Origin of the sequence: Solirubrobacter phytolaccae (genome assembly GCF_027587195.1) — a bacterium.
Taxonomy (GTDB): Bacteria; Actinomycetota; Thermoleophilia; order Solirubrobacterales; family Solirubrobacteraceae; genus Solirubrobacter; species Solirubrobacter phytolaccae.
In genome coordinates this window covers 1-25,701 of record NZ_JAPDDP010000058.1, presented here as the reverse complement: position 1 = coordinate 25,701, position 25,701 = coordinate 1, and the positions used below count along the sequence as shown (strand labels likewise).

Annotated in this window: 25 protein-coding genes and 1 riboswitch; of the genes, 14 read left to right on the top strand and 11 right to left on the bottom strand. The window is 71.5% G+C overall.

From position 1 onward, the window contains the following. Window positions 1–2: 2 nt before the first annotated feature. Complete coding sequence (locus tag OJ997_RS25390; protein ID WP_270028090.1) at window positions 3–458, top strand: Fur family transcriptional regulator; 456 nt, start codon at window positions 3–5, stop codon at window positions 456–458. A gap of 15 nt (window positions 459–473) precedes the next feature. Continuing rightward, window positions 474–632, top strand: a complete 159-nt coding sequence (locus OJ997_RS25385; RefSeq protein WP_270028089.1) for a hypothetical protein — start codon at window positions 474–476, stop codon at window positions 630–632. On the opposite strand, the gene OJ997_RS25380 is transcribed toward OJ997_RS25385, so the two are convergent. After that, window positions 633–1,406, bottom strand: a complete 774-nt coding sequence (locus OJ997_RS25380; RefSeq protein WP_270028088.1) for a TIGR03943 family putative permease subunit — start codon at window positions 1,404–1,406, stop codon at window positions 633–635. Further along, window positions 1,403–2,710 (bottom strand): permease, encoded by a 1,308-nt coding sequence (locus OJ997_RS25375; RefSeq protein ID WP_270028087.1) that lies wholly within the window; start codon window positions 2,708–2,710, stop codon window positions 1,403–1,405. Before OJ997_RS25375 ends, OJ997_RS25380 begins: the two co-directional genes overlap by 4 nt. A gap of 186 nt (window positions 2,711–2,896) precedes the next feature. Between OJ997_RS25375 and OJ997_RS25370 the strand changes: the two genes are divergently transcribed. The 5 genes from OJ997_RS25370 (at window position 2,897) to OJ997_RS25350 (ending at window position 8,760) form a co-directional block, all read left to right on the top strand. Next, complete coding sequence (locus tag OJ997_RS25370; protein ID WP_270028086.1) at window positions 2,897–3,700, top strand: metal ABC transporter permease; 804 nt, start codon at window positions 2,897–2,899, stop codon at window positions 3,698–3,700. 14 nt (window positions 3,701–3,714) lie between these two features. Continuing rightward, a complete protein-coding gene (locus OJ997_RS25365; protein WP_270028085.1) occupies window positions 3,715–4,704 on the top strand; it encodes a metal ABC transporter substrate-binding protein in 990 nt (329 codons plus the stop codon). Further along, window positions 4,701–5,351: a metal ABC transporter ATP-binding protein gene (locus OJ997_RS25360; RefSeq protein WP_270028083.1), complete on the top strand. Its 651-nt coding sequence runs from the start codon at window positions 4,701–4,703 to the stop codon at window positions 5,349–5,351. Before OJ997_RS25365 ends, OJ997_RS25360 begins: the two co-directional genes overlap by 4 nt. Window positions 5,352–5,419: 68 nt before the next feature. Continuing rightward, window positions 5,420–6,241 carry a metal ABC transporter permease gene (locus OJ997_RS25355; protein WP_270028081.1) on the top strand — a complete coding sequence of 274 codons (822 nt, stop codon included), beginning with the start codon at window positions 5,420–5,422 and terminating at the stop codon, window positions 6,239–6,241. Window positions 6,242–6,321: 80 nt separating this feature from the next. Beyond that, window positions 6,322–8,760 carry a M6 family metalloprotease domain-containing protein gene (locus tag OJ997_RS25350; RefSeq protein WP_270028079.1) on the top strand — a complete coding sequence of 813 codons (2,439 nt, stop codon included), beginning with the start codon at window positions 6,322–6,324 and terminating at the stop codon, window positions 8,758–8,760. Window positions 8,761–9,073: 313 nt separating this feature from the next. On the opposite strand, the gene OJ997_RS25345 is transcribed toward OJ997_RS25350, so the two are convergent. Genes OJ997_RS25345 through OJ997_RS25335 form a run of 3 tightly spaced genes read right to left on the bottom strand, consistent with a single transcriptional unit; the run spans window position 9,074 to window position 11,084 of the window. Continuing rightward, on the bottom strand, window positions 9,074–9,709 hold the full coding sequence (locus OJ997_RS25345; RefSeq protein WP_270028078.1) for a bifunctional 4-hydroxy-2-oxoglutarate aldolase/2-dehydro-3-deoxy-phosphogluconate aldolase: 636 nt from the start codon (window positions 9,707–9,709) through the stop codon (window positions 9,074–9,076). Between the two features lie 50 nt (window positions 9,710–9,759). Further along, the gene (locus OJ997_RS25340; RefSeq protein ID WP_270028077.1) at window positions 9,760–10,707 is read right to left on the bottom strand and encodes a M48 family metalloprotease; all 948 of its coding nucleotides are present in this window, start codon (window positions 10,705–10,707) and stop codon (window positions 9,760–9,762) included. Then, window positions 10,704–11,084, bottom strand: a complete 381-nt coding sequence (locus OJ997_RS25335; RefSeq protein ID WP_270028075.1) for a BlaI/MecI/CopY family transcriptional regulator — start codon at window positions 11,082–11,084, stop codon at window positions 10,704–10,706. The genes OJ997_RS25340 and OJ997_RS25335 overlap by 4 nt, the downstream gene beginning before the upstream one ends. Window positions 11,085–11,282: 198 nt before the next feature. Between OJ997_RS25335 and OJ997_RS25330 the strand changes: the two genes are divergently transcribed. After that, window positions 11,283–12,431 carry a putative RNA methyltransferase gene (locus OJ997_RS25330; protein ID WP_270028073.1) on the top strand — a complete coding sequence of 383 codons (1,149 nt, stop codon included), beginning with the start codon at window positions 11,283–11,285 and terminating at the stop codon, window positions 12,429–12,431. A gap of 83 nt (window positions 12,432–12,514) precedes the next feature. Here the strand turns inward: OJ997_RS25330 and OJ997_RS25325 are convergent, their stop codons facing one another. The 3 genes from OJ997_RS25325 to OJ997_RS25315 all read right to left on the bottom strand — a co-directional run bounded on the left by OJ997_RS25325 (window position 12,515) and on the right by OJ997_RS25315 (window position 15,573). Next, entirely contained in the window at window positions 12,515–13,726 is a 1,212-nt protein-coding gene (locus OJ997_RS25325) for an MFS transporter (RefSeq protein ID WP_270028071.1), read from the bottom strand. Continuing rightward, window positions 13,723–14,466 carry a DeoR/GlpR family DNA-binding transcription regulator gene (locus OJ997_RS25320; RefSeq protein ID WP_270028069.1) on the bottom strand — a complete coding sequence of 248 codons (744 nt, stop codon included), beginning with the start codon at window positions 14,464–14,466 and terminating at the stop codon, window positions 13,723–13,725. Before OJ997_RS25320 ends, OJ997_RS25325 begins: the two co-directional genes overlap by 4 nt. Before the next feature lie 102 nt (window positions 14,467–14,568). Continuing rightward, entirely contained in the window at window positions 14,569–15,573 is a 1,005-nt protein-coding gene (locus OJ997_RS25315) for a DUF892 family protein (RefSeq protein ID WP_270028067.1), read from the bottom strand. Window positions 15,574–15,810: 237 nt separating this feature from the next. Between OJ997_RS25315 and OJ997_RS25310 the strand changes: the two genes are divergently transcribed. Together OJ997_RS25310 and OJ997_RS25305 are read left to right on the top strand one after the other, a co-directional pair. After that, complete coding sequence (locus OJ997_RS25310; protein ID WP_270028065.1) at window positions 15,811–16,575, top strand: SigB/SigF/SigG family RNA polymerase sigma factor; 765 nt, start codon at window positions 15,811–15,813, stop codon at window positions 16,573–16,575. A gap of 10 nt (window positions 16,576–16,585) precedes the next feature. Further along, window positions 16,586–16,972: a Na-translocating system protein MpsC family protein gene (locus tag OJ997_RS25305; RefSeq protein ID WP_270028063.1), complete on the top strand. Its 387-nt coding sequence runs from the start codon at window positions 16,586–16,588 to the stop codon at window positions 16,970–16,972. On the opposite strand, the gene OJ997_RS25300 is transcribed toward OJ997_RS25305, so the two are convergent. Together OJ997_RS25300 and OJ997_RS25295 are read right to left on the bottom strand one after the other, a co-directional pair. Then, complete coding sequence (locus tag OJ997_RS25300; RefSeq protein ID WP_270028061.1) at window positions 16,941–17,345, bottom strand: Na-translocating system protein MpsC family protein; 405 nt, start codon at window positions 17,343–17,345, stop codon at window positions 16,941–16,943. The genes OJ997_RS25305 and OJ997_RS25300 overlap by 32 nt on opposite strands. Further along, a complete protein-coding gene (locus OJ997_RS25295; RefSeq protein ID WP_505011402.1) occupies window positions 17,332–18,078 on the bottom strand; it encodes an STAS domain-containing protein in 747 nt (248 codons plus the stop codon). The genes OJ997_RS25300 and OJ997_RS25295 overlap by 14 nt, the downstream gene beginning before the upstream one ends. A 445-nt stretch (window positions 18,079–18,523) precedes the next feature. On the opposite strand from OJ997_RS25295, the gene OJ997_RS25290 reads away from it, so the two are divergent. After that, entirely contained in the window at window positions 18,524–19,453 is a 930-nt protein-coding gene (locus OJ997_RS25290) for an alpha/beta fold hydrolase (protein WP_270028058.1), read from the top strand. On the opposite strand, the gene OJ997_RS25285 is transcribed toward OJ997_RS25290, so the two are convergent. Then, on the bottom strand, window positions 19,450–19,941 hold the full coding sequence (locus OJ997_RS25285) for a beta-class carbonic anhydrase (RefSeq protein WP_270028057.1): 492 nt from the start codon (window positions 19,939–19,941) through the stop codon (window positions 19,450–19,452). The two genes, OJ997_RS25290 and OJ997_RS25285, sit on opposite strands and share 4 nt — an antisense overlap. Before the next feature lie 277 nt (window positions 19,942–20,218). Between OJ997_RS25285 and OJ997_RS25280 the strand changes: the two genes are divergently transcribed. The 3 genes from OJ997_RS25280 to OJ997_RS25270 all read left to right on the top strand — a co-directional run bounded on the left by OJ997_RS25280 (window position 20,219) and on the right by OJ997_RS25270 (window position 25,621). After that, window positions 20,219–21,142: a DUF559 domain-containing protein gene (locus OJ997_RS25280; protein ID WP_308213589.1), complete on the top strand. Its 924-nt coding sequence runs from the start codon at window positions 20,219–20,221 to the stop codon at window positions 21,140–21,142. Between the two features lie 9 nt (window positions 21,143–21,151). Continuing rightward, window positions 21,152–21,267, top strand: a riboswitch (cobalamin riboswitch). A gap of 88 nt (window positions 21,268–21,355) precedes the next feature. After that, window positions 21,356–22,444, top strand: a complete 1,089-nt coding sequence (locus OJ997_RS25275) for a ribonucleotide-diphosphate reductase subunit beta (protein ID WP_270028054.1) — start codon at window positions 21,356–21,358, stop codon at window positions 22,442–22,444. 3 nt (window positions 22,445–22,447) lie between these two features. Next, a complete protein-coding gene (locus OJ997_RS25270) occupies window positions 22,448–25,621 on the top strand; it encodes a ribonucleoside-diphosphate reductase subunit alpha (RefSeq protein WP_270028052.1) in 3,174 nt (1,057 codons plus the stop codon). Window positions 25,622–25,701 lie beyond the last annotated feature (80 nt).

Sequence of the window (25,701 nt, the reverse complement as noted above, 5' to 3'; positions counted from 1 at the left end):
CCATGCCCAGCGCCGAGGCGCCGCGATGGACGGCCTACGCGAACGAGCGCCTCGCCGGCGAGGGATACCGGCGCGGCGGTGGCCGTGCGGCCGTTATCGACCTGCTGGACGCGCAGAACTGCGCGCTCACCGCGCAGGAGATCGAGGACCAGCTGCGCGACGGTGAGCGCCGGGTCGGCCGGGCGACGGTCTACCGCGTGCTCGACGAGCTCGTCGCCCTCGACCTGCTCGCGAAGGTCGAGATCGGCGACGGCCTGACACGCTTCGAGCGCGTGTTCCCCGAGGGCACGCACCACCACCATCACTTCGTCTGCCGCAACTGCGGCAAGCTGATCCCGTTCGAGGACGACGAGCTCGAGCGGGTGCTGCGCCGGATCGCGCGGCGCGAGGGCCTCGAGATGGAGGGCCACGACGTGACCCTCCGCGGCCTCTGCGCCGACTGCTCTGACAGCGTGTAGGACTACACTGGTCGCATGTGCGCGACCTGTGCCTTCACCGCCGCGGCGGGCGCCGCCGGCTTCCGAACCTGGCTGCAAACCCGCGGCTGGGCGTGGCTCACGCCGGCGCGGCTCCGTCGCATCACGATCGCTTCCGTGATTGCGACGTTCGCCGGCGTGACCGTTACGTTCTGATCAGCTGTAGGGATTAGAGGGCTGCGCGACCTTCTCGACGGCGGTCGCGGCGACCTTCAGGTTCTTGCCGGGCGTGCCGGTCAGCACGCCCTTGACCTGCACCCACGTGTCGATCGGGAGCGCGGGAGCGCCGACGAGCTTGACGCTGAACGCGTTCGCGTCCGCCGCGCAGCAGCCAACCATGAACCGCGACACCTCGAGCTCCTTCGCCTTGTCGAGCTCGTTGGACACGAACGCGACGAAGTCCACGGGCGTGCCCGCGGCGAGCTCGTTGTAGGAGGCGTACTCGGCCGACTCCGCGGCCCAGGCGATCTCGTACAGGCGGACATCGCCCTCGATCGCGGTCTCGAGCGGCGCCGCGACGTTCTTCGTGCGCTTGTTCTCGACGGCCAGCGCGCCGAGCGAGGGCGCCGGGACCATCAGCGTGAACAGGATCGGGGCGACGAGCAGGCCGTTCGCGCCGAGCTCCCGGATCGTGGGGGAGCGCTTGCGATTGCGCGCCCCTGACAGGTAGGCGAGCGCGACCAGCGGCAGCGTCAGCGCGCCGAGCGCCACGACCCACCAGGTCTTCGGGCCGATGTACGTCGTCGCGCGGCCGCTCACCCACAGGTAGACGAAGAAGCCGCCCCAGGCCGCGATCGCGACGGCGCGCATCGTGCGCGTCCAGTCCCAGCCCTTCTGCGCGGGCTCGGCGTCGTGGGCGTGTGAGTGCCCGTGGTCATGGTCGTGGTCGTGCGTTTCGCACGAGCCGTCGTGACACGAGGTTTCACTCATGAGATCACCGCCTGGAAGAGCATGGAACCCGCCACCACGACGGGCACGATCACCAACGCCAGCTTCAGGACGAAGGCACGTCCGAAGGTGCCGCCGTAGAGCAGCACCAGCTTCGTGTCGAGCACCGGCCCGGCGGCGAGGAACGCGAGCTGCGGCCCGACCGGGAACTGGATGAACGACACGGCTACGAAGGCGTCGGCCTCCGAGCACAAGGACAGGAAGAACGCGAGCACGATCATCAGCAGCGCGCCCACGAACGGGGACGTCAGCACGCCGGTGAAGACGCTCTGGGGCACGATCGTCTGCAGCGCCGCGGCCAGCGCCGCACCGAGCACGATGAACTTGCCCATCAGCAGCAGGTCCGACATCAGGTGGTCGACGAAACCGCGCAGGCGACCGTCGCTGTGGTCGTGGTCCTTCGAAGGCTCCGACTTGCGCGCGTTGGCGACGAGGTTGCCGCCGCCGTTGCGGGCGATGATCGTGCCGGCGATGATCGCCAGCACGAGGCCGAGGCTCAGGCGGCCGAGGACCATCTCGGTCGCGCCGCGGCCCGAGTAGGCGACCGCGGTCGAGAACAGCACGATCGGGTTGATGACGGGTGCCGCGAGCATGAAGGCGATGCCGGCGGCGGGGTGGACGCCGCGCACGATCAGCCGGCGCGCGACGGGGACGCTGCCGCACTCGCACACCGGCATGGCCACGCCGGCCATCGCGACGGCGGGGATCTGCAGCGGCAGCGGCAGCCGGGCGATCCGCTCGAACCAGCGCGCGGGGACGAAGATCTCGATCGCCGCGGAGACCGCCGCGCCCAGGAGCACGAACGGCAGGGCCTCGAGCGCGATCGACGTCCCGATGACGAGGAACGTCTGCATCCGGTCGGTCTCGCCGACGTCGCCGACGCGCCCGCCGATGATCACGAGCGCCAGCAGGGCGACCACGGCCACGACCAGCGGGCGGCTGACCTTGCCGCCTCCGCGTGGGTGAGCGCGCAAGCCCCAGGCGCCGATGATCGCGAGCGACAGCAGGCCGGGGAGCGCGAGCCCGATCCGCTCAGAGCCGTCGTCGAAGGCCTGGGTCAGCTCGACCGTGGCCACGGTTCCGGCGACGAGCGCCGCCGTGAACGCCGCGCCGCCGAGGCGGCCCAGCTTGCCGGCGGTGAACGCCAGCACCAGGAACGGCAGCCAGCACCACAGGTGGAACGGGATGAAGCCGGGCGCGAAGCCCGTGGCCCTCCACGTCTCTTGCCACACGTACGGCGACAGCACCGTGACCGCGCCCAGCAATGCGATTCCCGGCGCAAGCACGTGTGCTCGCCGGCCGACCCTCATCGAAATACTCCCCATGACCGCCGGCGAGCCTAGTCCGACAACATGTAGGGGTCAAGGGTGCGCGTCCTGAATATGGACGTCTGTACGGGCTAGGTCGTGTTCCTATGGCGCGTCGGAGACAATTTCTGGCGTTCTCGCGCGTCACTCGCTAGCGTAGTAGGAATGAGTCTCATCGCAATGTACCCGTTCGAGCAGCGTGCGTTGCTCGAGGTGCTGCTTGTCAGCGTGGGTGCAGGGCTCCTCGGCACGTGGATCGTGCTGCGGGGGCTGGCGTTCTACACGCACGCCGTGGCCGCCGCCGCGTTCCCGGGTCTGGTGCTCGCGGCGGGGTTGTCGTTCCCACCCATCGCCGGTGCCCTCGGGACGGGTGCGGTCGTCGCGGCGGGCGTCGGTGGGCTCTCGACGCGCCGGCGCGAGAGCTACGACACGGCGACGGCGCTCGCGCTCGTCGGGGCGCTCGTGGCCGGCGTCGTGCTCGCCTCGAACGTGTTCCACTCGGGCTCGGAGGTGGACTCGCTGCTGTTCGGCAGCCTGTTCGCGCTCTCCGACGCGGATCTCGTCCTGGCCGCGGTGGCGTCGGTGCTCGCGCTGGTCGGCACGCTCGCGCTGGGGCCGCGCTGGCTCGCGGTGGGCTTCGACGCGACCGGGGCGCGAGCGGTCGGCGTGCGGTCGCGGGTGCCCGACCTCGTGCTGCTCGCCCTCGTCGCGTTCGCCTCGGTGGCGACTTTGGCGGCGGTCGGCGCGCTGCTCGCGACCGCGCTGCTCGTCGTTCCCGCCGCGACGGCGCGGCTGTGGACGAACCGGCTGGTCCTGTGGCAGGGCCTGAGCGTCGTGCTCGTGGCCCTCGAAGGGCTCGCCGGCGTGTGGCTCTCCGTGCGTACGAACGCTCCGCCCGGCGCGACGGTCGCGTCGCTGGGCGGTGCCGTGTTCCTGTTGTCAGTCCTTACAAAGAAGATTGTGTCTTGAAGATGCGTAAGCCAGTGGTGTTGCTCCTTGCCCTCCCGCTCATCGTCGCCGCCTGCGGGGGTGAAGACGAGGGTGGCGCGCCCGCCAAACAGGCCGCCGTCGAGCGCCCGGTCGTGGTCGCGACGACGACGCAGCTCGGGGACATCGTCCGCCAGGTGGCGGGTGACGGCGCCGAGGTCCATCAGGTCCTGCAGGCCAACACCGACCCGCACGAGTACGAGCCGCGTCCGGACGACGTGAAGGCCGTCGCGGGCGCGAAGGTCGTCTTCGAGTCCGGCAACGAGATCGACCACTGGATGGAAGAGATGGTCGAGCAGGCCGGCGGCGCGCCCACCGAGATCGCGATCGCCCCCGACCACACGCCCCAGAAGGTCGAGGGTGAGCACCACGAGGAGGGCGAAGAGGAGGAGGGCGGCGACGAGCACGGGCACGAGGAGTCCGAGTTCGATCCGCACTGGTGGCACGACCCGCGCAACGTCGAGGCGGCGATCCCCGTGATCGAGGCCAAGCTGGCCAAGGCGGCGCCGGCCAACGCGGCGCTGTACAAGACGAACGCGGCTGCCTACCTCAAGAAGGTGCAGACGCTCGACCAGGGCATCGAGACCTGCATGCTCACGGTCCCGCCGGCCGACCGCAAGCTCGTCACGAGCCACGACGCGTTCGGCTACTTCACGGCCCGCTACGGGATCAAGGTCGTCGGCGCGGCGATCCCGTCGCAGTCGACGGAGGCCCAGCCTTCGGCGGGCGAGATCGCCAAGCTCGCGGACGTCATCCGGCGCGAGGGCGTGAAGGCGATCTTCCCCGAGAGCTCGATCAACCCGCAGCTGGCCGAGACGCTCGCCCGCCAGACCGGGGCGAAGGCCGACTACGTGCTCTACGGCGACTCGCTCGGCGCGGAGGGCACGCCCGGCGCGACCTATCTCGGCATGGAGGCGGCCAACGCCGACGCCATGGTCAAGGGCTTCACCGGGGGCGAGCGGGGATGCACGATCGCCGGCCTGTGATCGCGGCGCGCGACCTCGCCGTCGGCTATCCCGGCGGGCCGGTCGTGCTGTCGGAGCTGACGTTCACGGTCGCGCCGGGCGAGCGCGTCGGCGTGCTCGGCCCCAACGGCGGCGGCAAGACGACGCTGATGCGCGCGCTGCTGGGTGAGCTCGAGCCGCGCGCGGGCACCTTGATGGTCGAGGGCCGCCGCGGCACGGTACCCCAGACCGAGCGCTCCCGGCTGGACTACCCGGTCTCCGCGCTCGACGTCGTGCTCATGGGCGCGCTGGCCCGCGGCGCTTGGTGGCGCCGTCCGGGCCGCGCGGAGCGCGCGGCGGCGCACGAGGCGCTCGAGCGCGTGGGGCTCGCCGACCGCGCGAAGACGACCTTCGGCGAGCTCTCCGGCGGCCAGCGCCAGCGGGTGCTCGTCGCCCGCGCGCTGCTCCAGGACGCCGACATCGTGCTCTTCGACGAGCCGTTCACGGGCCTGGACACGGCGAGCGCGACGCGGCTGATGGCGCTGATCGACGACCTCGCGACCGAGGGCCGCTGCGTGCTCGTCTCCACCCACGACGTCGCGCAGGCCCGCGGCTGGGACCGCGTCCTGCGCGTGGACCGCCGCATGCTCGACTACGGCCCGCCCGAACCGGTCCTCGCCCATGCCTGACGGCGCCCCCGACCCCGTGGGCGTGCCGCGTCCCGCCGCTCACCTTCGGCCGACCCCCGGTGCGGCCCATGCTTGACGCCCTGCTCGAGCCCTGGCACGAGCCGATCCTGCGCGAGGCGCTGCTCGAGGTCGTGTTCGTCGGGCTCGCGTGCGGCGCGCTCGGCGTCTGGGTCGTGCTCTACGGCCGCGCGTACAGCGCGGAGTCGCTCTCGCACGCGATGTTCCCTGGCCTCGTGGTGGCGGCGCTGATCGGCGTGCCGGTCGTGCTCGGCGGGGCGGTCGGGCTCGCGATCGCCGCGCTGGCGGTGGCCGCCGCCGGACGCGTGCGCACCCTTGGCGCCGACAACGCGGTCGCGGTGGTGATCACGAGCCTGCTCGGGCTCGGCACGTTGCTCGCCCTGTCCGCGGACTCGCCGCCGGGGCTGCAGGCGCTGCTGTTCGGCGACGTGCTCGCGACGAGCCCGTCCGGGCTCCTGCTCGCGGGCGGGCTCGCCGCGCTGGTGCTCGCGGGCTCGTGGGTCGCGTACCCGCGGCTGCTCGCGGTCGGCTTCGACCCGACGAGCGCACGGGCGATCGGCATCCGCGCGTTCAGCGCCGAGGCCGCGCTCGCGGTGCTGCTCACGCTCGCGGTGCTCGTCGGCGTGCAGGCGCTCGGAAACCTGCTCGTGGTCGCGGCGCTGATCGCGCCGGCCGTGGCCGCGGCGACGTTCACGAAGCGCGTCCCGCCGATGATCGTGGCGGCCTGCGCGATCGGTGTGGCGTGCGGCGTGGGCGGGCTCTACCTCTCCTACTACGCGGGGATCGCGGCGGGCGCGGCGATCGCCGGGCTGCTCGTCGCCGTCGCCGCGCTGGCCGCGGCGTGCAGGCAAATCCACACCGCGACCCCCTAGCGCCCGCGCGCGACGGTGGGTGACGATCCGGCCAAATCCGAACGGAAAGGGCCGTTTTGAGGGGGATTCTTCGCGCGACTTTGATCGCGTCACTGCTGCTTGCGCCACCGGCGCTCGCGCAGACACCGGCGCTCGCGCCACTGGATGCGCAAAGTCCGACGTGGCCGGACGACGCCACGTGGAACGACTACAAGGCGCTGCCGGGCACCAACTACGCGGACCCGACGGTCCAACCGACCGTCAAGAAGTGGAAGGTCGCGCTGGTGCTGGCCGACTTCCCGGACCGTGAGTACGCGGTCACGCAGCCGGCGGGGTCGACGATCTACGGCAACCCGACGACGGAGGCGCACAGCGTTCCGCGTGCCGAGGTGCCCGCGTTCTACCGCGACTTCCTGAACAAGCCATCGGCGCTCAACCACGAGCAGACGCTGAACCGGTACTGGATGGAGAACACGTACGGCAAGTACGGCGTGGAGCTCACGTCGTTCGGCGTCTACCGGATGCCGTTCCGCGCGTACCAGTACTTCCAGCAGCAGTACGGCGCGGCGAACCAGTGCCCGACGCCGACCGAGACGCCGTGCAACAAGAACTTCCGCAACGACATCCGCGCGGCCTGGGCCGCCGAGGTGGGCGACGCGGTCATCAGCTCGTTCGACAACGTCTTCTACGTCGCGGCCGGCCAGGACCAGAGCTCCACCTGGCAGGAGTTCGGCGAGATGCGCTTCCTCAACCAGGACAGCGTCGGCGACGCGTTCGGGCCGAAGGCCTACGACCCGTCGCTCGCCAACTGGGGGCGCACGCGCTACATCCCGTGGACCGCGTGGGCGGCCTCCACGAACATCTGGCCGAACGCGGTCATCACCGGCCCGCCGCCGCTGAACTCGACCGAGGGCGAGAGCTCGGGCATGGCGACCTACGCCCACGAGCTCACCCACAACCTGGGCATCCTCGACAACTACAACAACCCGTTCAACACGATCCCGCAGCGGGCCGCGACCGGCCCGTGGGACATGATGAGCCGCGGCTCGTTCAACGGCCCGGGCGGCACCCACACGCGCTGGATGATCCCGGCGACGCAGGGCGGCTCGCTCGGCTCCCAGCACAACCTGCGCAACAAGCTCAAGCTCGGCTTCGTCGAGAACAAGAACGTCCTCCAGCTCAACCGCAACGGGCTCGCGCAGTCCGGCATGGCGGTCGCGGACGTGACCGCCCGTGAGACCGACCCGGGCAACGGCCTGGCCGGTGTGCGGATCGCGCTCGACGGCACGGTCGGCGATCAGGCCGCGCCGTGCGACGTCAACACCAACCCGCTCTGCGACGGCGTCCGCCGCCAGGGGACCGGCGTCACCGGCAAGTACAACGCGTTCACCGTCGAGGCCGTCCAGCAGATCGGCTCGGACTCGTTCGTCCCGAGCCAGGGCGTCCTGATCTCCAAGATCAAGACGAGCGAGAGCCAGTCCTGCGGCACGTTCAACTGCTTCGTCTGGATCATCGACGCGAACCCGCAGGACGTCAACAAGGTCGACTTCACGCGTCCCGACGGCAGCGTGTCGAAGGTGACGATCGGCGATCCCCGCCAGCTCGTCGACGCGACCTTCAACGCGGGCGTGAACTCCGGCTCCCAGTACGAGTGGGTCGACGAGGCCAACCGCCTGCACTTCTACGTCGTCGACCTGCGCACGGACGCCAGCGGCATCGTGCACTACAAGATCGCCGTCCGCTCGCTGGACGGCGCCGGCCCGCAGACCCGCGGCGTGACGCTGGCCTCCGCGCCCGCCGAGCCCGTCGGCGAGGGCCAGTGGGCGACCTGCACGTTCCCGCTGCGCAACACCGGCGTCGCCGCCGCGACCGCGGCCGGCCTGCACCCGCAGGACGCGAACCCGTGGCTCGGCAGCGACGTCTACCGGCTCTCCGCCTCCGCCACCGGCGAGGGCTGGACCGCTCAGCTCAAGAACGCGCTGGCGGCTGTGCCGTTCGGCGAGACGGTGCGCGTCCCGGTCTACGTGGCCCGGGCCGCCGGTGCGGCCGCCTCCGGCTCCGTGACGCTGAAGGCCGTCTCCGAGAGCGATCCGTCCAAGTCGGCGACCGCCGTCTGCGGCGTGTCCACGGGCAATGTCGGTGGGACCGTGCCGGCGACGCTGTCGCTGGCCCTGGACGGCCCGACCGCGCTGGGTGTGATGGTCCCGGGCTACGGCCGTGACTACACGACCACGACCGACGCGCACGTGACGTCGACGGCCGGCAACGCCGCGCTGTCCGTGGTCGACCCGTCGACGGTGGCCGCGGGCCGCCTGGTGAACGGCACGTACGCGTTGGCGCAGCCGTTGCAGCTCAACGCTCGCGGCGGTGCGTACACGCCGCTCGGGTCGTCGCCCGCCTCGCTGTTCTCATGGAGCGGGCCGGTGTCGAACGACCTGGTGACGATCGGCTTCAAGCAGCCGATCAGCGCCAACGAGCCGCTGCGGACGGGCAACTACGGGAAGACGGTCGTCTTCACGTTGTCGACGACGGAGCCGTAGGGCGTAACCGCGATCGAGGGGGAAGGGAGCTGTCGCGCCCTTCCCCCTCGGCCGTCCCGCCTGGGCTCGGCGTGATCGCTTTCCGGTCGGCGAACGGGCGTGGGGAGGGGGTGCCGCACAAAAGCGTCCCCACAGGACGCTTTTGTTCCGCACCCCCTTTGTTCGGAGCGCGGTCGTGCGCGACCTTGGTCGACCGGACGTGGAGCGGACCAAAGTGATCACGAACGCTCCTCGGCCTCTCCGGTGCCCGTAACTCCTCGATGGCCGTTGAACGACGCGCCCTCAACCCGAGGCGCGCCACCCGAGCTGAGCGCTAGCGCCGCACGACAACCCGCGCCGCCTCGCGCGCCATCCACTCGATCCGCTCGCCGTTGCGCGCGCGCAGCAGATCCCCGCGCACGATCCCGCCGGCGCTCACGGCCAGCACGGACCCCAGGCCGAGCAACGGCCGCAACGCCTCCGGCCCGATCCCACCCGCCGGGAAGAGCCGTATCTCCGGGCACACGGAGGCCAGCGCGGAGACGAACGCCGCCCCACCGAGCGGCATCGTCGGGAACACCCGCACGGTGCTCACTCCGAGCAGCGAGAGCCGTTCGACCTCGCTCGGCGTCGCGGCGCCGGGGAAGAACGGGAGCTGCAGCTCGCGGCAGGCCCAGATCACCTCGGTGTTGGTGACGGGCGAGGTGGCGAAGTGCGCGCCGGCGCGGGCGGCGAGCTCGGCCTGCTCGGCCGTGCGGACGTTGCCGGCGCCCACGAGGAGGTCCTCCACGCGACGGGCGGCGCGGATCAGCGTCGGGACGGGCTCGGTCAGCTCGAGGCTGGTGATCCCGCCGCGCATGAGGGAGGCGCCGGCGTGCTCGGCGAGCGCGGGGGTGTCCGGGGCGGCGAGCGCGACGACTCTGGCGCGCTGGAGGCGCTGCGTCACGTGGACCTCGGTGAGCACCGGCATCCCACGAAGTGTAGGAGCAAATGCGACGGCGTTCGACCAGGCCTGAGCGCCTACGCGGCGTCTGAGGCGTGGCACGTGTGCGGCGTGCCGAGCCGGTGCTTCTCGTGATAGCCGGCGTGGGCCGCGAAGGGGAGGGCGAGCGCCGCGCCGACGACCAAGACGGCCATCGCGGGGGCCAGCGCGACCAGGCCGGGGTGGGGGCGCGGCGGCTTGGCTTCCGGGTCCGCCTCGAGCAGCAGGCGGGCGCGGCGCGTGACCACGCCGCCGCCGAGGGAGAGCGCGGGCGCGGCGAAGGCGCCGCGCGCGGCCTTGCAGATCGCGCTCGCGAGCACGGCGGGCTCGTGGCGGCGTGACAGCGCGTAGCTGTCGGCGTGGCGTTCGAGCGCGAAGGTCAGCTCCCGCGCGGCGGCGGACGTGCCGGGCAGGAAGCGCCCGACGGCGCGGGCGAGCTCGCCCGCCACGAGCAGGTACCGGTGGCGCAGCGCGATGTGGCCGCGCTCGTGGTCCAGGCCCGCGCGCAGCTCGGCCTCGTCGAGCTCGACGAGCGCACCCGCGGACACCACGACCTGCGGACGTCGCAGTCCGGCGACCGCGACGAGCAGGGCGCCGTCGGAGAGCACGATGCTGCCGCCCGGGCCCGCGCCGATCGCGGTGTCGCGGACGAGTCCGCGCACGCGCCGCGCGGCGACGAACAGCCCGCCGACGCTGAAGAGCAGCGAGCCGGCCAGCGCCAGGGCCGGCAGGCCGAAGACCGCGTCCGTGACCGTGTGGCTCGACAGCGCGCCCGCGCACCACGCCCCGAACGGCTCGAGCAGGCCCGTGATCGGCAGGTAGACCTCCGCCGCCACCGCGACGCCGACCGACGCGAGCGCGCGCAGTAGCAGCGCGCTCAGCCAGATCGCGCTCGTGAACCCAGCGGGCGCGCGGTCCAGCTTCAGCGCGTGCGGCAGCGCGATCGCGGCCGCGAGCAACACGCCGGCGACGACCAGGAACGTCACTTGCGCTGGTCGCGCGCCTCGCGCGCCAGGTCCTCGAGCTCGGACAGCTCATCGGGGCGCAGGCCGCCGATGATGCTGGCCAGCGCCGCCTGGCGCGCGCCGCTCGAGGCACCCGCGAGCGTGCGGCGGATGCTGCCGGAGAGATATTCGGCCTCGGTCACCTGCGGCCGGTAGACGAACCCGCGGCCTTCACGCTTGCGCTCGAGCAGCCCGCGCGTTGCGAGCCGGTTCAGCACGGTCTGCACCGTGTTGTACGCGCCCTGGTACCGGGGCGGAAGCTCCTCGCGGACCTGCTCGACCGTCCCCGAGCCGACACGCCACAGAGCGGCCATCACCTGACTCTGCAGCTCACCCTGGATCGACTGGGAATCGGACACGCCCCGAGTATAAGTCCTACGCCCTGTAGACCCTCCGTGGACATCCGTCCACTCACCCTTGAGACCTACAACTTGTAGGACTACCATCGGTCGCGACCGGGTGACTTGGAACCCCGCTCGGTCACAGACCCGTCTACGGGCTGCGCTCGACCCGACCTGAGCGCAGCCCGTGGACCCCCAACCGCTACGCTCGCGGCCATGGACGTCCCGGCGCCGCTGGTGCGCGGCGCCGCACTGCTGCGGTGCCCGGTCTGCTCGGCCCCGCTCGAGCTGCACGAGCGCTCGCTCGTGTGCGACCAGCGCCACACGTACGACATCTCCCGCCACGGCCACGTGACCCTGGCCCGAGCACCCGCGCCGGGGGACGACGCCGCGATGGTGGCCGCCCGCGCCGCCGTGTTCGACGCGGGCCACTACGCACCACTGACCGCCGCCCTGGCCCGCGCGGCAACGTCGGCGGCGAGCGACGGCGACGCGGCCACGGCGACCGACGACGAGACGCTCGAGGGCGGCGCGGCCGCTGGTGGCGACGCGGCCGGCGGCGGTGAGGCAGCCCGCGGCGACGCAGCCACGGCGACCGGCGACGAGGCCCAGGCCGGTGAGGCCGCCGCGGCCGGCGACGTGCCCCAGCCCGGCGAGGCCACCGCGAGTCGCGACGAGGCCCGGTCCGGCCAAGCGGGAGCGGGTGACGACGCGGCCCGGCCCGACGAGGCCACCGCGAGTGGCGACGCGGCCCGGCCCGGCCAAGCGGCGGCGGGTGGCGCCGCGGCCGGCCCCGGCGCGGCGTCGGTCGTGCTCGACATCGGCGCCGGCACCGGGCATCACCTTGCGGGCGTGCTCGAGGCACGGCCCGGCGCGCTCGGGATCGCGCTCGACACTTCGCGGCCCGCGCTCCGGCTCGCCGCCCGCGCGCATCCCGACATCGCGGCGGTCGTCGGCGACGTGTGGGAGGCGCTGCCGCTCCAGGACGGTGTCGTCGACCTCGCGCTCGTCGTGTTCGCGCCCCGCAACGGCGGCGAGATCGCGCGCGTGCTCAGGCCCGGCGGGACCGCGCTCGTGGTCATCCCGACGCCGGAGCATCTCGCCGAGCTCGCGCATCTGCACGCCGTGCAGGTCGACCCCGAGAAGCCGGAGCGACTCGAGCGCACGCTCGGCGCACACCTCCAGCACACCGGGACCGAGGCCGTCCGCTGGACGATGCAGCTCTCCCAGCAGGACGTCGAGCACGTCATCCGCATGAGCCCGGCGGGCGCGCACCGGGGCGAGGCCGAGGCGCACGCCGCCACCGTCACGGGCTCCGTCGAGCTCCGGACCTACCGGTCACCAGACGTCGGCGGCGGCGGCTGACTTCGGCCGCGTGATCTCGCGGACGACGGGGGTCGAAAAAGCGTGGCCGGTCGGCAGGCGGCGGGCGATGGTGGTGACGACGGTCATGGTGGGCTCCGATCAACTGGGGGTTCGGAGACAAGACGACCGGCGCCGGCGGAACTCATCGGCTCCGGCGCGCGCAACGCGCCCGAGACGAGCAGGCCGAGCGCGACGAGCCCGCCGGTGACGGTCAACGCGCGCAGGGTGCCGACATCGTCGGCGAGGAAGCCGATCAACGGCGGCCCGGCCAGGAACGCCACGTAGCCGACCGTCGCCACGACGCTCACGCGCGCGGCGGCGTGGGTCGGCTCGTCGCTCGCCGCGCTCATCCCGACCGGGAAGCCCAGAGCGGTGCCGATGCCCCACAGCACCGCGCCCGCCATCGCCACCGGCAGGCTGCCACCGAAGACGACGAGCGTGAGCCCCACCAGCGCCGTCAACGAGAGCACGCGCAGCGTCGCCACGCGCCCGTAGCGGTCCAGCACGGCCGGCCCGAACCAACGGCCGAGCGTCATCGCGGACAGGAACAGCGCGAACGTGAATGTGCCGAGCGCGTCCGCGGCGTCATAGCCGTCGATCGTCGCCACGGCGAGCCAGTCGTTCCCGGTGCCCTCGGTGAACGCGGCCGCGAACACGAACACGCCGATCAGCAGCGTGCGCGGCTCCGTCCACGCCGCGAGGGGATTCCCGCGGCGCTCCTCATGTTCCTCTGGCGCCGCGATGGCCAGGAACGACCGGACCGCGGTGGGTGCCGCCACCGCGACGAGCACCGCGACCGCCGACAGATGAACGCTGGGGGACACATCGAGCGCGACCATTCCCGAGCCGATCAGCGCGCCCGCGACCGTGCCCACGCTGAACCCCGCGTGGAAGCGTGGCATGATCGCCTTCCCGAGCTGCTGCTCGACCGCCGAGCCCTCGACGTTCATCGCCACGTCCCAGGTGCCGTTGCCGGCCCCGAACAGGAACAGCCCGATCGCGACCGGCAGGACGCCGATCGACTGGCCGAACCCGGCCAGCGCCAGCCCGGTGGCGCCGAGCAGCGCCATCAGCGTGATCGTCCGTGCCGTGCCGAAGCGGCCGACGACCACGCCCGCGAGCGGCATCGCGATCACCGACCCGACGGCCATCGCGAGCAGCACGAGCCCGAGCGATTGCGGCGAGAGCTCAAGGCTGTCGCGCACGGACGGGATCCGCGAGGCCCAGCTCGCGAACGCGAACCCGCTGAGGATGAAGACGGCATAGACGGCCCGCGTGGCGGCCGGGAGGTTCACGGCCGCACCAGCTCGATGCCGGCGCGCTCGTACGCGGCGAGCGCCGACGCCGACGCGTCGCTCACGAGCACGTCGACCCGCTCGGAGACCACGTAGGGGGCGGCCGTGCCCAGCTTCTCGGTCGTGGCGAGCGCGACGACCCGCCGCGACCGCTCGACCAGCGCGCGCATGACCTGCGCCTCTTCACGCTCGCGCATCGTCAACCCGAGCTCCGGGTGGATCGAGCAGGCGCCGACGATGCACGTGTCCGGGCGCAGCGTCTGGATCTGCGCGACGGTGTCCGCGCCGACCAGCGTCTGGCTCGTGCGGTCCAGCCGGCCACCAAGCACGATCACGTCGACCTCCGGCAGATTCCGCAGCCCGATCGCGACGTCGGGACTCGCGGTCACGAACGTCGCCGACAGCTCCGGCGACAACCACTGCGCGAGCTCCAGCGTCGTCGTCCCGCCGCCGACGGCGACGACGTCACCGCGCTGCACGAGCCGCGCCGCAAGCGCACCGACGACCGCTTTGCCGCCCGGGTCCTGATTGACCCGATCCGTGAAGCGGCGCGGACCCGGCGCGTGGCTGACGGCGCCGCCGTGGACGCGCCGCAACCGCCCGGCGCCTTCGAGCTCCAGCAGATCACGCCGGACCGTGTCGACGGACACGCCGAGCTGCTCCGCGAGCTGACCCGTCGCGACTGTGCCGTGGTGGCGCAGTGTGCCGAGGATCGCTTCGTGGCGGGTAGGGGCGAGCATTCCGGCAGAGGCTAGCAGTATCATGCAGATATGCGCAAAAACCTGCATGATCCTGCACCGCGCCCGCTGGCAACGACGGGCGCGGCTGTGCGACCGACGGAGCTAGACGGTCGTGAGCTGGCGCTCAGCGGCGTCGAGCACGCCGGCGCGGTTCTTGTGCGCGCGCTCGTACTCACGGACCTGCTTGACGCGCTCGTCGTCACCCTCCGAGAGCACCGAGCGCACGTCGGCCACGTTCAGCTCGTCGTAGCCCGCCCACGGCTCGTTCCCGCGCAGCGTGCCGATCCGGTCGAGCACCGTCGTGCGCTTCTGGTTGCGGCGCTCATAGCTGTCGACCTTCGCGAGGTCGATCTGCGAGAGCTCGGGCAGGCGGCCGGAGATCTCCTCGGCCGTCAACGAGTCGTAGCGCGGGATCGCGAGGTCGCTCTCGTCCGCGACGGCACCCTTGACCTGACCCTCGGCCTGCGCGACGCCCGGCACCTTGCGGGCCGTCCGCGCCGCGCGCTTGGCCGTCTTGACCGCGGCCTTGACCGTCTCGCCCGCGCCGGTCTCGGCGACGTCGAAGGACGGCTCGCCGTCGATGTCGGCACCGACGACGGCGCTCGTGAGCTGCGGGATCTCCCGCAGGACGCGCTGGAGCATGCGCTCCTCGTCCTCACGAATCGACGCGGCCAGCTCGGCCGTCGTCTGGTCGCCCACGGCGCGCGCGAGCCGCTCGATCGCCGTGTAGGTCGCGATCTCCAGCGCCTCCGTGGCGGCGGCGTCCTTGGCGTTCTTGAGCACCTTCTCCTCGCCGCCGGAGCCGCGGAGGAGGTCGACGGGCGTCTTGGCCAGCGCGAACACCTGGCCGACGGCGGTCTCGACGGCGCCGAAGACGATGCTCGCCGGGCTCGAGCCGTGGCCGAGCGACTGCAGTCGACGCTGGACGCGGTCGGCGTGATCGCGGGTCTCCACGAGGTGGGACTCGAGCGCCGATCGGTAGGAGCCGCGGGGCGTCATCGCGATCTGCGACTGCAACACCCGGACGAGGGCCAGCTCGGTCGCGTGCGCTTCATTGAGGTAGGCACGAACCTTGCTCTTCTGCGTTTCGTTCTTGGACTGACTCATGGAGTGAGTCCTCCGATCCGATTGCGGGGCGAGTCTTTCGCCTACCCAGGCCGCGAGCGCGGACAAACGGATGTTCGTGTTCGTGTGACCCTACACACACGCGAACCTACGTTCGTTCACACGCTCGGCGCTTTACGGCGTAGAATTCGTTGTGCGGAGGGCACCACGACGCGGTCGGCGAACACGCCGGCACCGGCTCCTGACTTCCCGAGTACCTGCCCCACTGGAGGTCCGAGGATGCCCAGCGTCACGATGGTTCACCCCGCGGTTCGCCGCGAACCCGAACGCGAGTTGTTCGCGCGGCTCCGCGCCGGCGACGAGGAAGCCCGAGAGGCGATCCTCCACCGCTTCCTGCCACTCGCCTACAAGCTCGCCCGCGGCTACCACGGCGGCGCCGAGGCCGACGATCTCGACCAGGTCGCCGCGATCGGCCTGCTGAAGGCGATCGATCGCTTCGACGCCACCCGTGGGCTCGCGTTCTCGACGTACGCGTTCCCCACGATCGTCGGCGAGCTCAAACGCTACTTCCGCGATCGTGCGTGGTCCGTACGCGTCCCGCGCTCGGTGCAGGAGCTCGCGCTGCGGGTGGAGCGCGGGTCCACCGACCTGACCGCCACGCTCGGCCGGACGCCGACGGTGGCCGAGCTCGCCCAGCACACCGACTCGACCCCGGAGCAGGTGCTCGACGCGCTGCGGACCGGCTCCGCCCGCCGTGCGGACTCCCTCGACCGGCCGCGCGGCGACGGCGACAGCGACCTCACCGTCGGGGACCGTCTGCCCTTCGAGGACCCGTCCTTCGCCTGCGTCGAGGACGGCCTGGTGCTCAACGACCTGCTGAGGCAGCTGCGCCCGCGGGACCGGCAGATCGTCACGCTGCGGTTCAGAGAGGATCTCTCGCAGTCGCAGATCGCGCGGCGCGTCGGGCTCTCGCAGATGCAGGTGTCGCGGACGCTCCGAGACGCGCTCGCGCAGTTGCGAGACGCCGCCGAAGCGGTGAGCTAGGCTGGCGCCAGTGCCCCCGGATCACGTTGACAGCCTCCACCTGGCCCATGGAGATGTGCTCACGGCGATCTCCGACGGCCTCGTCGGGCTCCTGAAGGAGTTCTACGGTCGCGGGCCGACCCAGGCGAAGACCTACTACCAGGACGATCTGGTCGTGTGCCTGCTCCGCGGTGGCTTCACGCGCGTGGAGCAGACGCTGCTCGACGGAGGTCGCGGCGAGTCCGTGATCGAACAGCGGATGGCGTTCCAGGAAGTGATGCGCGAGCGGTTCACCGCGGTGGTCGAGCACGCCACCGGCCGGCCCGTGATCGGCTTCATGAGTGGCAACCAGCAGGACCCCGACCTCATCTGCGAGGTCTTCGTACTCAGCCCGACTGACCTGGTTCCGGGTCACTAGCCGCCGGCTTGCTGCCGTCGAGCCAGAACAGCTCGACGGCGAGGTCCGGCCCGACGTGGTGGTTGGAGATGAAGGCGATCACCGTGCGGCCGGACAGCCGCTCCACCGCCTCGACGAACTTGTGGCGCATCGCGTGCTGGAACTGCCCGCGCGTGTCATGGACGGAGCCGCCGCGCCCCAGCTCGATCATCGTCTTCTCGACGTCCGTGTAGATCCCGCCCAGCACGCAGGCGAGCAGGTCCCCGCCGAGCAGCTGGGTCTTCGCGCTCGCGGGGGTGCGGTGGTAATAGCGGACGTGCAACGCCACCATCGCGTCGGTGACGGCCTCGAGCAGTGCGTCGCCGAAGAGTGGGCTCGGGTCAGGCAGGGACAAGAGGGCCCGCGCACGTAAGGCAGTGCTCGTCGTGCGCGACGAGCTCCGCCGGGGCGGGGGTCCGCCAGACGAGCCCACAGCGTCCCTGACAGCGAAGGCCCGCGTCAGGGTCCGGCATGTCCGCGTCGCTCAGCCGGCGTTGGTTGATCGCGAGCCCGGAGGTGTGGTCGTACCAGCCGTTCAGGCTGCCGATCGCGTCGAGGTAGACCTCGACCGAGCGCCCGGCGAGCGTGACCGGCGGGACCGCGGGTGGCACCCAGGCCCGGCGCAGCGCGCCGTCCGCGTCGTGGAGCCACAGCTCGGCCGCCGGCACGTCCATCACGCGCGCCGACACGATGCGCGCGTTGACCGGGTTGTCGGGCGGCGCGTGCTCCGCGGCGGCCGTCGGCGGAGCGCTCTCCAGCCACGCGACGCGCCCTTCCGTGATCGCGGCGGAGAGCGAGGCGTCGCTGACCTGAGGTGGGCCTATGACCAGCAACCGCTTTCCCGCCTCTCGAGCGCGAACAGAGGCCGCGATGATGACACGCGCGGCCGCGCCGTCCGCGTCGTCGGTGTCCTGGACATCCAGGAGTACGAGGCGGGCGGCCTCGAGCGCGGCCTGCAGCGTGCCGTCGAGCAGCAGCGCAGAGCTTGCGTCGAGCGGTCCCGATGCGCGCACGGAGGCGCTCGCTTCGCCTTCGCGCTTCCAGGCGCAGGCGAACGGCGCGGGTTCGTCTCGGGGATCAGCGGACATCGGGACTCCGGGTCGTGGGGAACACCCATTGCTCGAAGTCCACGCCCGGCTGCCCCCGCGTTGCGGCGACGTCCCGGCCAAGCCCTCTCCACGAACCTTACCGTTCGCACGCCCTGGTTCGAAATCGGACCACCTCGCTTGGCGTATGCCGTTCGATCGGGGAAAGCTGAGCCTGGAGGGCATCGCAGGCGTGGTCGGACCCGGCAGCGCTTACTGACTTCCAGATCGATCTCATCGAGCATCCATCTGGAGGTACCGCTGGTGCGAAGAGCATTGAAGTCCCGGACTCAGCGCTTGCGTCGTCTGCTCTCACGTCGGCCGGCGTCCGGTCCCGAGCCCGCCGACGGACCGACGCGCCGGCCCACGGGATGGTCGAACTGACGCGGTCGTTCTACGCTTCGCAGCCCTGCTGACCGGAGGATTGCCGTTGCGAGGGCTCGACCTGGTGTTGCTGCATCGCGCGCGCGGCGCCGACGAGCCGTTGTTCGAGCCGTCCCGGACGATCGAGCTGCACGGCCAGACCGTCAGCTACGTCGAGGCGGGCAGCGGCCCCGTGCTCGTGCTCCTGCACGGGATCACGTCCAGCTCGCGGACCTGGGGCGCCGTCCTGCCGTTGCTCGCCGAGCAGCACACGGTGATCGCACCGGACCTGCTCGGGCACGGCGCGTCGGGCAAACCGCGCGGCGACTACTCGCTCGGCGCGTACGCGAGCAGCATCCGCGACCTGCTGATCGCGCTCGGCCACGAGCGGGCGACCGTGCTCGGCCACTCCCTGGGCGGCGGCGTGGCGCTGCAGTTCGCCTACCAGTTCCCCGAGCGACTCGAGCGGTTGATCCTGGTGTCCAGCGGCGGGCTCGGGCGTGAGGTGAGCATCCTGCTGCGCGCGGCGACGCTCCCGGGCGCGGAGTACGTGCTGCCCGTCATCTCCGGCCGGCCGGTGCGCGAGGCGACGACCACCGCGCTGCGGGCGCTCGGCAAGCTCGGGATCCGGCCCAACGCGGACGGCGTCGGGATCGGCGAGGGCTTCGGCTCGCTCGGCGACGTGGAGGCCCGGCGGGCGTTCCTGCACACGGCGCGCTCGATCATCGAGCCGTCTGGCCAGCGCGTCAGCGCCGCCGACCGGCTGTACCTCGCCGCCTGGCTGCCGACGCTGATCGTCTGGGGCGAGCGCGACCGGATGATCCCGGTGGCGCACGGCCGAGCGGCGGCCGCGGCGATGCCCGAGAGCCGGCTCGAGGTCTTCGAGGAGGCGGGCCACTTCCCGTTCAACGACGACCCTGGGCGGTTCGCGAGCGTGGTGTCGGACTTCATGGCCACGACGGAGGCGCCGCCGTTCGACGCGGAACGCCTCCGCGAGCTGCTCCGGCCCCGTTAGACAACCTCGCGCAGCTTGCCCGTCTCGACCGCGTAGACGAACCCGCGGATCGCGTCCCGCTTGGGGACGAACGGGCTGGCCTTGATCCGGGCGATCGACTGCTTGATGTCCTCGTCCAGGTCCGGGAACGACTCGGGCGCCCACTCGGGCTTGATGCCGGTCTCGTCCTGGATCGAGCGCTTGAACGCGTCGTCGGTGAACGTGAGCATCCCGCAGTCCGTGTGGTGGATGAGGATGATCTCCTCCGTTCCGAGCAGGCGCTGGGAGATCGCGAGGCTGCGGATCTCGTCGTCGGTCACGACGCCGCCCGCGTTGCGGATCACGTGCGCGTCGCCGGGCGCGAGGCCGAGGATCGCGTGGACGTCCAGCCGCGCATCCATGCAGGCGACGACCGCGAGCTTCTTGCCGGGAGGCAACGGCAGCTCGCCGTGTTCGAAGGAGGCGGCGTAGGCCTCGTTGTTGCGCAGCAGCTCGTCGGTGACGGTCATGCCGCGCAAATTACCTCAAAGCGGGTCGGATTTGCATCAGTCCGGTGCCGGTTGGGTGGATCGCCCCATTGGCGTGGCCGGACCGAAGCGCGATGGTGTGTCGCGTGTTCCGACCCCGCGAGCAGCCGTGACCGTCCCGTCGCCACTGCTCGCCTGACGCCGGCGGGGACTCCCTCGAGCTGGGGAGCTGCGAGGTGCTCCCCGCCGTGCGTCGCTTTTGTGTCGGTTTTGGCACGGATCCGTTGCGATTCGCGTCTAGATCCGTTGCGGCGGGGGCGTGCAATCTGGGGGTGTGTCCCCAAAAGTCCGCCACACGGGAGTTTCCGGACACACCCCCTCGCCCGATCAGCGAATTCGCGGCGTGGCTGCGCGCCAGCGCGACCTCGTCACGCTCACGCAACTCCGCCACGCGGGCCTCACCAACGGCGGCATCGCGCGCCGCGTCGACGACGGCGTCCTGCGACGTGTCTTCCGCGGCGTCTACACGACCAGCCAGGCCGTTCTGTCGCCCGAGACGCTCGGGCTTGCGGCGACGATGGCGTGCGGCCCCGGCGCTGGACTCAGCCACTACGCCTGCGGAACCTTGTACGGCATTTCTCGGTTCCGCTCTTCTCTCATCGATGTCGTTTCCCCGCGAAAGCGCACCCTCGAGGGCGTTCGGGTCCACCGATCACGCACGCTCACCTCGTCCGACATCACCTCGATCCGAGGCATCCCCGTGACCACCGTCCCGCGCCTGTACGTCGACTTCGCCGACGTCCTGACCCCGTTCCAGCTCGCCAACGTCATCCACGAGGCGGCCTACGAGAACCTCTCGACCTCGCTGCCGGAGGCCGCAGGTCGCCACAACCAGAAGACGCTGGCCAAGGCCTTCGAGCTCCATGCGCAAGGCAGCGCCGGCACGCGGAGCCCCGCCGAGGACGCGTTCCTCGACCTTGATCTGCCCGAGCCGCTGGTCAACGTCGTCCACCTCGGCTTCGAGGTCGACTTCCGCTGGCCGGAGCAACTCGTCGCCGTCGAGGTCGACGGCGGTCAGCACGTGCGCCGTCCGTACAGCCGCAACGCCGACGCCCGCCGCGACGAAGTGCTCCGCGCGCACGGGTACACGGTGCTCCGCTTCCCGGCCAAAGCCGTGCTGTACCGGGGTTCCGAGGTGGAGCGGCGGGTGCTCGACACCCTTTCCGTCCGACCCGCCCCATAGCTTCCCCAATCCGAACATACGGCCCGCAGTCAAGGAGAAGCCCGGTGAGAGTCCGGCGCTGTCCCGCAACGGTAATGGCATCTCGAAGCCTAAGCCCGATCACCTGCTGTGGAGCCCGTTGGATCGTCCCTCGGTAGAAGGGCAGCCGACGCTCGTACGCGTGTGAACGCGTGCGTCCTCAAGGCCTCCTCCCACCGATCGACAGGAGGCCGAATGCAGACCACTTACACACTTGGATCACGCACGTTCGTGCTCGATCGCGCGAAGGCGGAGGCCGCGCTGGCGGCCAAACGCGTCGTCGGCGGCCGCGAGACGCTGAGCTTCAACCTGCTCCCGCTGCGGTACGGCTGGGCGTACGAGCTGTACCGGACGATGAAGGCCAACCACTGGGAGCCGGAAGACGTCCAGATGGGCAAGGACATCGAGCAGTGGCGCGATCCCCGCGCGCTGAGCGACATCGACCGCTGGATCGTCCGCATGGGCATCGGCTACTTCTCCGCCGCGGAGGGGATCGTCGGCGACAACGTGATCGGCGTCGTGCGCGAGCTCGTCACGGCGTCGGAGCTCAAGCTCGTGCTCGGCCGGCACGCGCACGAGGAGAACATCCACGCCGACTCGCTGCTGTACATGATCGCCTCGCTGGGGATCGACCCGCACGAGTGCGAGGCGATGTTCGACGACATCCCGACGATCGTGGCCAAGAACCGCTTCGTCACGGACGTCTCGCACGCGCTGCGCCGTGACCTGGACATGGCGGACCCAGAGGCGCTGCGCCTGTTCGCGCGCAACGTGTTCGTCTACGGCCAGTGCATGGAAGGCACGCAGTTCTATGGCCTGTTCGGGATGATCCTGTCGCTCTATCGCCAGGGCAAGCTGCCGGGCGTCGGGACGATGTTCCGCTACACGCTGCGCGACGAGTCCAACCACATCGAGCTGTTCCGCCGCCTGCTGCTCGAGCTCGTCGCCGAGAACCCGGGCATCTGGACGCCCGCGTTCCGGGAGGAGCTGCGCGAGCTGATGCGCGAGGCCGTGGAGCTCGAGCAGCGCTTCATCGCGGATTGCCTGCCGGTCGAGGCGGTCGGCCTCAACGCCGAGGACTTCTCGACGTACATCGACTACGTCGCCGATCGCCGGCTCATGAGCGTGGGGCTGGAGCCGCTGCGGGACGTCGCGCTGGAGAACCCGCTGCCGTGGCTGGCCGAGCTGATGGACGTCCGCCGCGAGCAGAACTTCTTCGAGGGCCGCGTCACTGAGTACCAGAAGGCGTCGTCGCTGGCGCTCGTCGCGGATGAGGAGCTCTAGGCCATGATCATCGAGTTCGAAGAGATCCTGCGCGACCTCGAGCTCAAGCGCGCCGCCGCGGTCGAGACGCTGCCGGCGATCGGCCTGCCCGAGCTGGAGTCGCCGCCCGTCCGCGTGGTCGGCGAGGACGGGGGCGAGGCACCGCTGGGTGCCGCGCTGCCCGCCGGCATGGTCGCGGACGCCCTCGCCGTGCTGGCCACGGCCGACGGCGAGGAGGCCGACACCACCGCCGCCCGGGCGATCGTCCGCGCGATCACCGCGGACGTACTCGCCCGCCTGGAAGGCGCCGCGACGGTCAGCGTGCACGACGTCTCCACGCTGGTCGAGGCGTCCCTGATCGCGGCGGGCTACGTGGACGTCGCGAAGGCGCTCGTGCTGCGGCGCGCGCTGCCGACCGGGTCCACGCGCGCGAGCGTGCGGCTCATCCGTCGCTCGGGCGAGATCGCCCCGTGGGACACGGTGAAGATCGAGCGGGCCATCCGCAACGCGTTCCTGTCGCTGGCGCTCGAGTCCGAGCCGGCGACCGCGCTGGCGGCACGCGTCGAGGAACGCGCGCACGCGCTCGGGACCGCGTACGTGCCGATCGAGACGGTGCAGGACATCGTCCAGGAAGAGCTCGTGCTGGCCGGGCACATGCGCGTGGCCGAGCGCTACATCGTCTACCGCGCCGAGCGGGCGATGCTGCGCGCGCGGGAGCAGACCGTGCCCGCGGCGCCGCCGGCGATTCCGGTCGTCGAGGGCGACGGCCACGAGACGCAGTGGACGGGCGCCGACCTGCGCGAGCGGATCGCGTTCGCGTCGATCGGGCTGGATCTGCCGCTGGACGCAGCCGCGCTCGAGCGGGAGCTCCGTCGTGCGGTGCGGCCCGGGATCGCGCGGGCCGACCTGCAGCGGCTCGTGGTGCTCAACGCGAAGGCGCTGATGGAACGGGACTCGGAGTTCTCGCGGTTCGCCGGGCGCATGCTGATCTCGTACGTGTACGAGGAGACGCTCGGGTGGGACATCGTGCGTGACGGCGTCGGCGCGCTGAAGGCCGCACACGAGCGGGCGCTCGCCCCGACGCTGCGGCACGGCGTGAAGATCGGCCGGATCGACCCGCGGCTGCTCGAGTACGACCTGTCGCGGCTCGCGGCGGGCCTGGACCCGACGGCCGACCTGGACTTCGACTTCCTCGCGCTGCAGACGCTCTACGACCGCTACCTGATCGTGGACAAGACCGGGGCGCGGCCGCGGCGGCTGGAAGCCCCGCAGCTGTTCTGGCTACGGGTCGCGATGGGCGTGTGCCTCGCCGAGCGCGAGGAGGAGCGCGACACGCGGGCGCTGGACCTCTACGGCCTGTACCGGCAGCGGCGGTTCTGCTCGTCGACGCCGACGCTGTTCAACGCCGGCACGCCGCACTCGCAGCTGAGCTCTTGCTACGTCTACAAGATCGAGGACACGCTGTCCTCCATCGTCGGGCGCGGCATCGCCGAGAACGCGATGTGCTCGAAGTGGGCCGGCGGGCTGGGCGGGTCATGGACCGCGGTGCGCGGCACGGGCAGCCACATCGAGTCCACGAACGGCGAGTCGCAGGGCGTCGTCCCGTTCCTGAAGATGCACAACGACCAGCTCGTCGCCGTCAACCAGGGCGGCAAGCGGGCGGGCTCGGGCTGCGCGTACCTCGAGGTCTGGCACAACGACATCCGCGAGTTCCTGGAGCTGCGGCGCAACACGGGCGACGACCGCCGGCGCACGCACGACATGAACACCGCGTGCTGGATTCCCGACCTGTTCATGCAGCGCGTCGAGTCGCGCGGGCAGTGGACGCTGTTCCGCTCCAACGACGTGCCGGACCTGCACGAGACGTACGGGGCCGAGTTCGAGCGCCGCTACGTCGAGTACGAGCGCCGGGTGGCGGCCGGGGCGCTGCACGGGGAGACGATCCAGGCGCTGGAGCTCTGGAAGCAGATGCTCAAGATGCTGTTCGAGACCGGGCATCCGTGGCTGACGTTCAAGGACCCGTGCAACGTGCGCAGCCCGCAGGACCACGCGGGCGTGATCCACTCGAGCAACCTGTGCACGGAGATCACGCTCAACACGGGCCCGGACGAGACCGCGGTGTGCAACCTCGGCTCGGTCGTGCTCGACCAGCACCTCACGCCGGCGGGTGAGATCGACCACGCGAAGCTGCGCGAGACGGTGCGGATCGCCGTCCGCGCGCTGGACTGCGTGATCGACATCAACTTCTACCCGACCGACCCGGCCGCCACCGCGAACGGGCGTCACCGGCCCGTCGGGCTGGGGATGATGGGCCTGCAGTACGCGCTCTACCGTCGTGGCGAGGCGTTCGCGTCGCCCGAGGGCGTGCAGTTCTCGGACGAGGTCGCCGAGGCCGTCGCGTACTACGCGTACGAGGCGTCGTCGGACCTCGCGGCCGAGCGTGGCACCTACCCGTCGTACACGGGCTCGAAGTGGGACCGTGGGCTGCTTCCGCACGACACGGTGGACCTGCTCGAGCGCGAGCGCGGTGAGGCGATCGAGGTGCCGCGTGGCGGCCGCCTGGACTGGGAGCCGGTGCGGGCGAAGATCGCCGCGCAGGGCATGCGCAACTCGAACGTGCTCGCGATCGCGCCGACCGCGACGATCGCGAACATCATGGGCACCTCGCCCTGCATCGAGCCGACGTACAAGAACCTGTTCGCGAAGTCGAACCTGTCGGGGGACTTCGTCGTCCTGAACCCGTTCCTGGTGCGAGACCTGAAGGCCGCGGGCCTGTGGGACGCGCGGATGGCGGAAGAGCTCAAGGCGCGCGAAGGTGACGTGAGCCAGATCGCGGCGGTGCCGGCCGAGCTGCGCGAGCGCTTCCGGACCGCGTTCCAGATCGAGCCCGACTGGCTCATCGACGCCGCGGCGCGGCGCCAGAAGTGGATCGACCAGTCGCAGTCGGTGAACCTGTTCCTCGCGTCGCCGGACATGAAGGCGATGAGCCACATGTACCGCCGCGCGTGGCACGCGGGGCTCAAGACGACGTACTACCTGCGCACGCTGGGCGCCTCGTCGATCGAGAAGGCGACGGTGGCCGCGCCGGCCGCGACCTCCGTCGCCGGACCGGCCGTGGCGGAGCCCGTCAGCGCAGCGGCGCTGGCGTGCTCGATCGAGGCCATGCGCAACGGGGAGGAGTGCGAAGCCTGCCAGTGACCTGCGCACAGGCCGCCCGCCCGCCGCGCACGCCGCGCACGCCTGCCGCGCACGCCGCGCACGCCCGCCGCGCGGGCGGC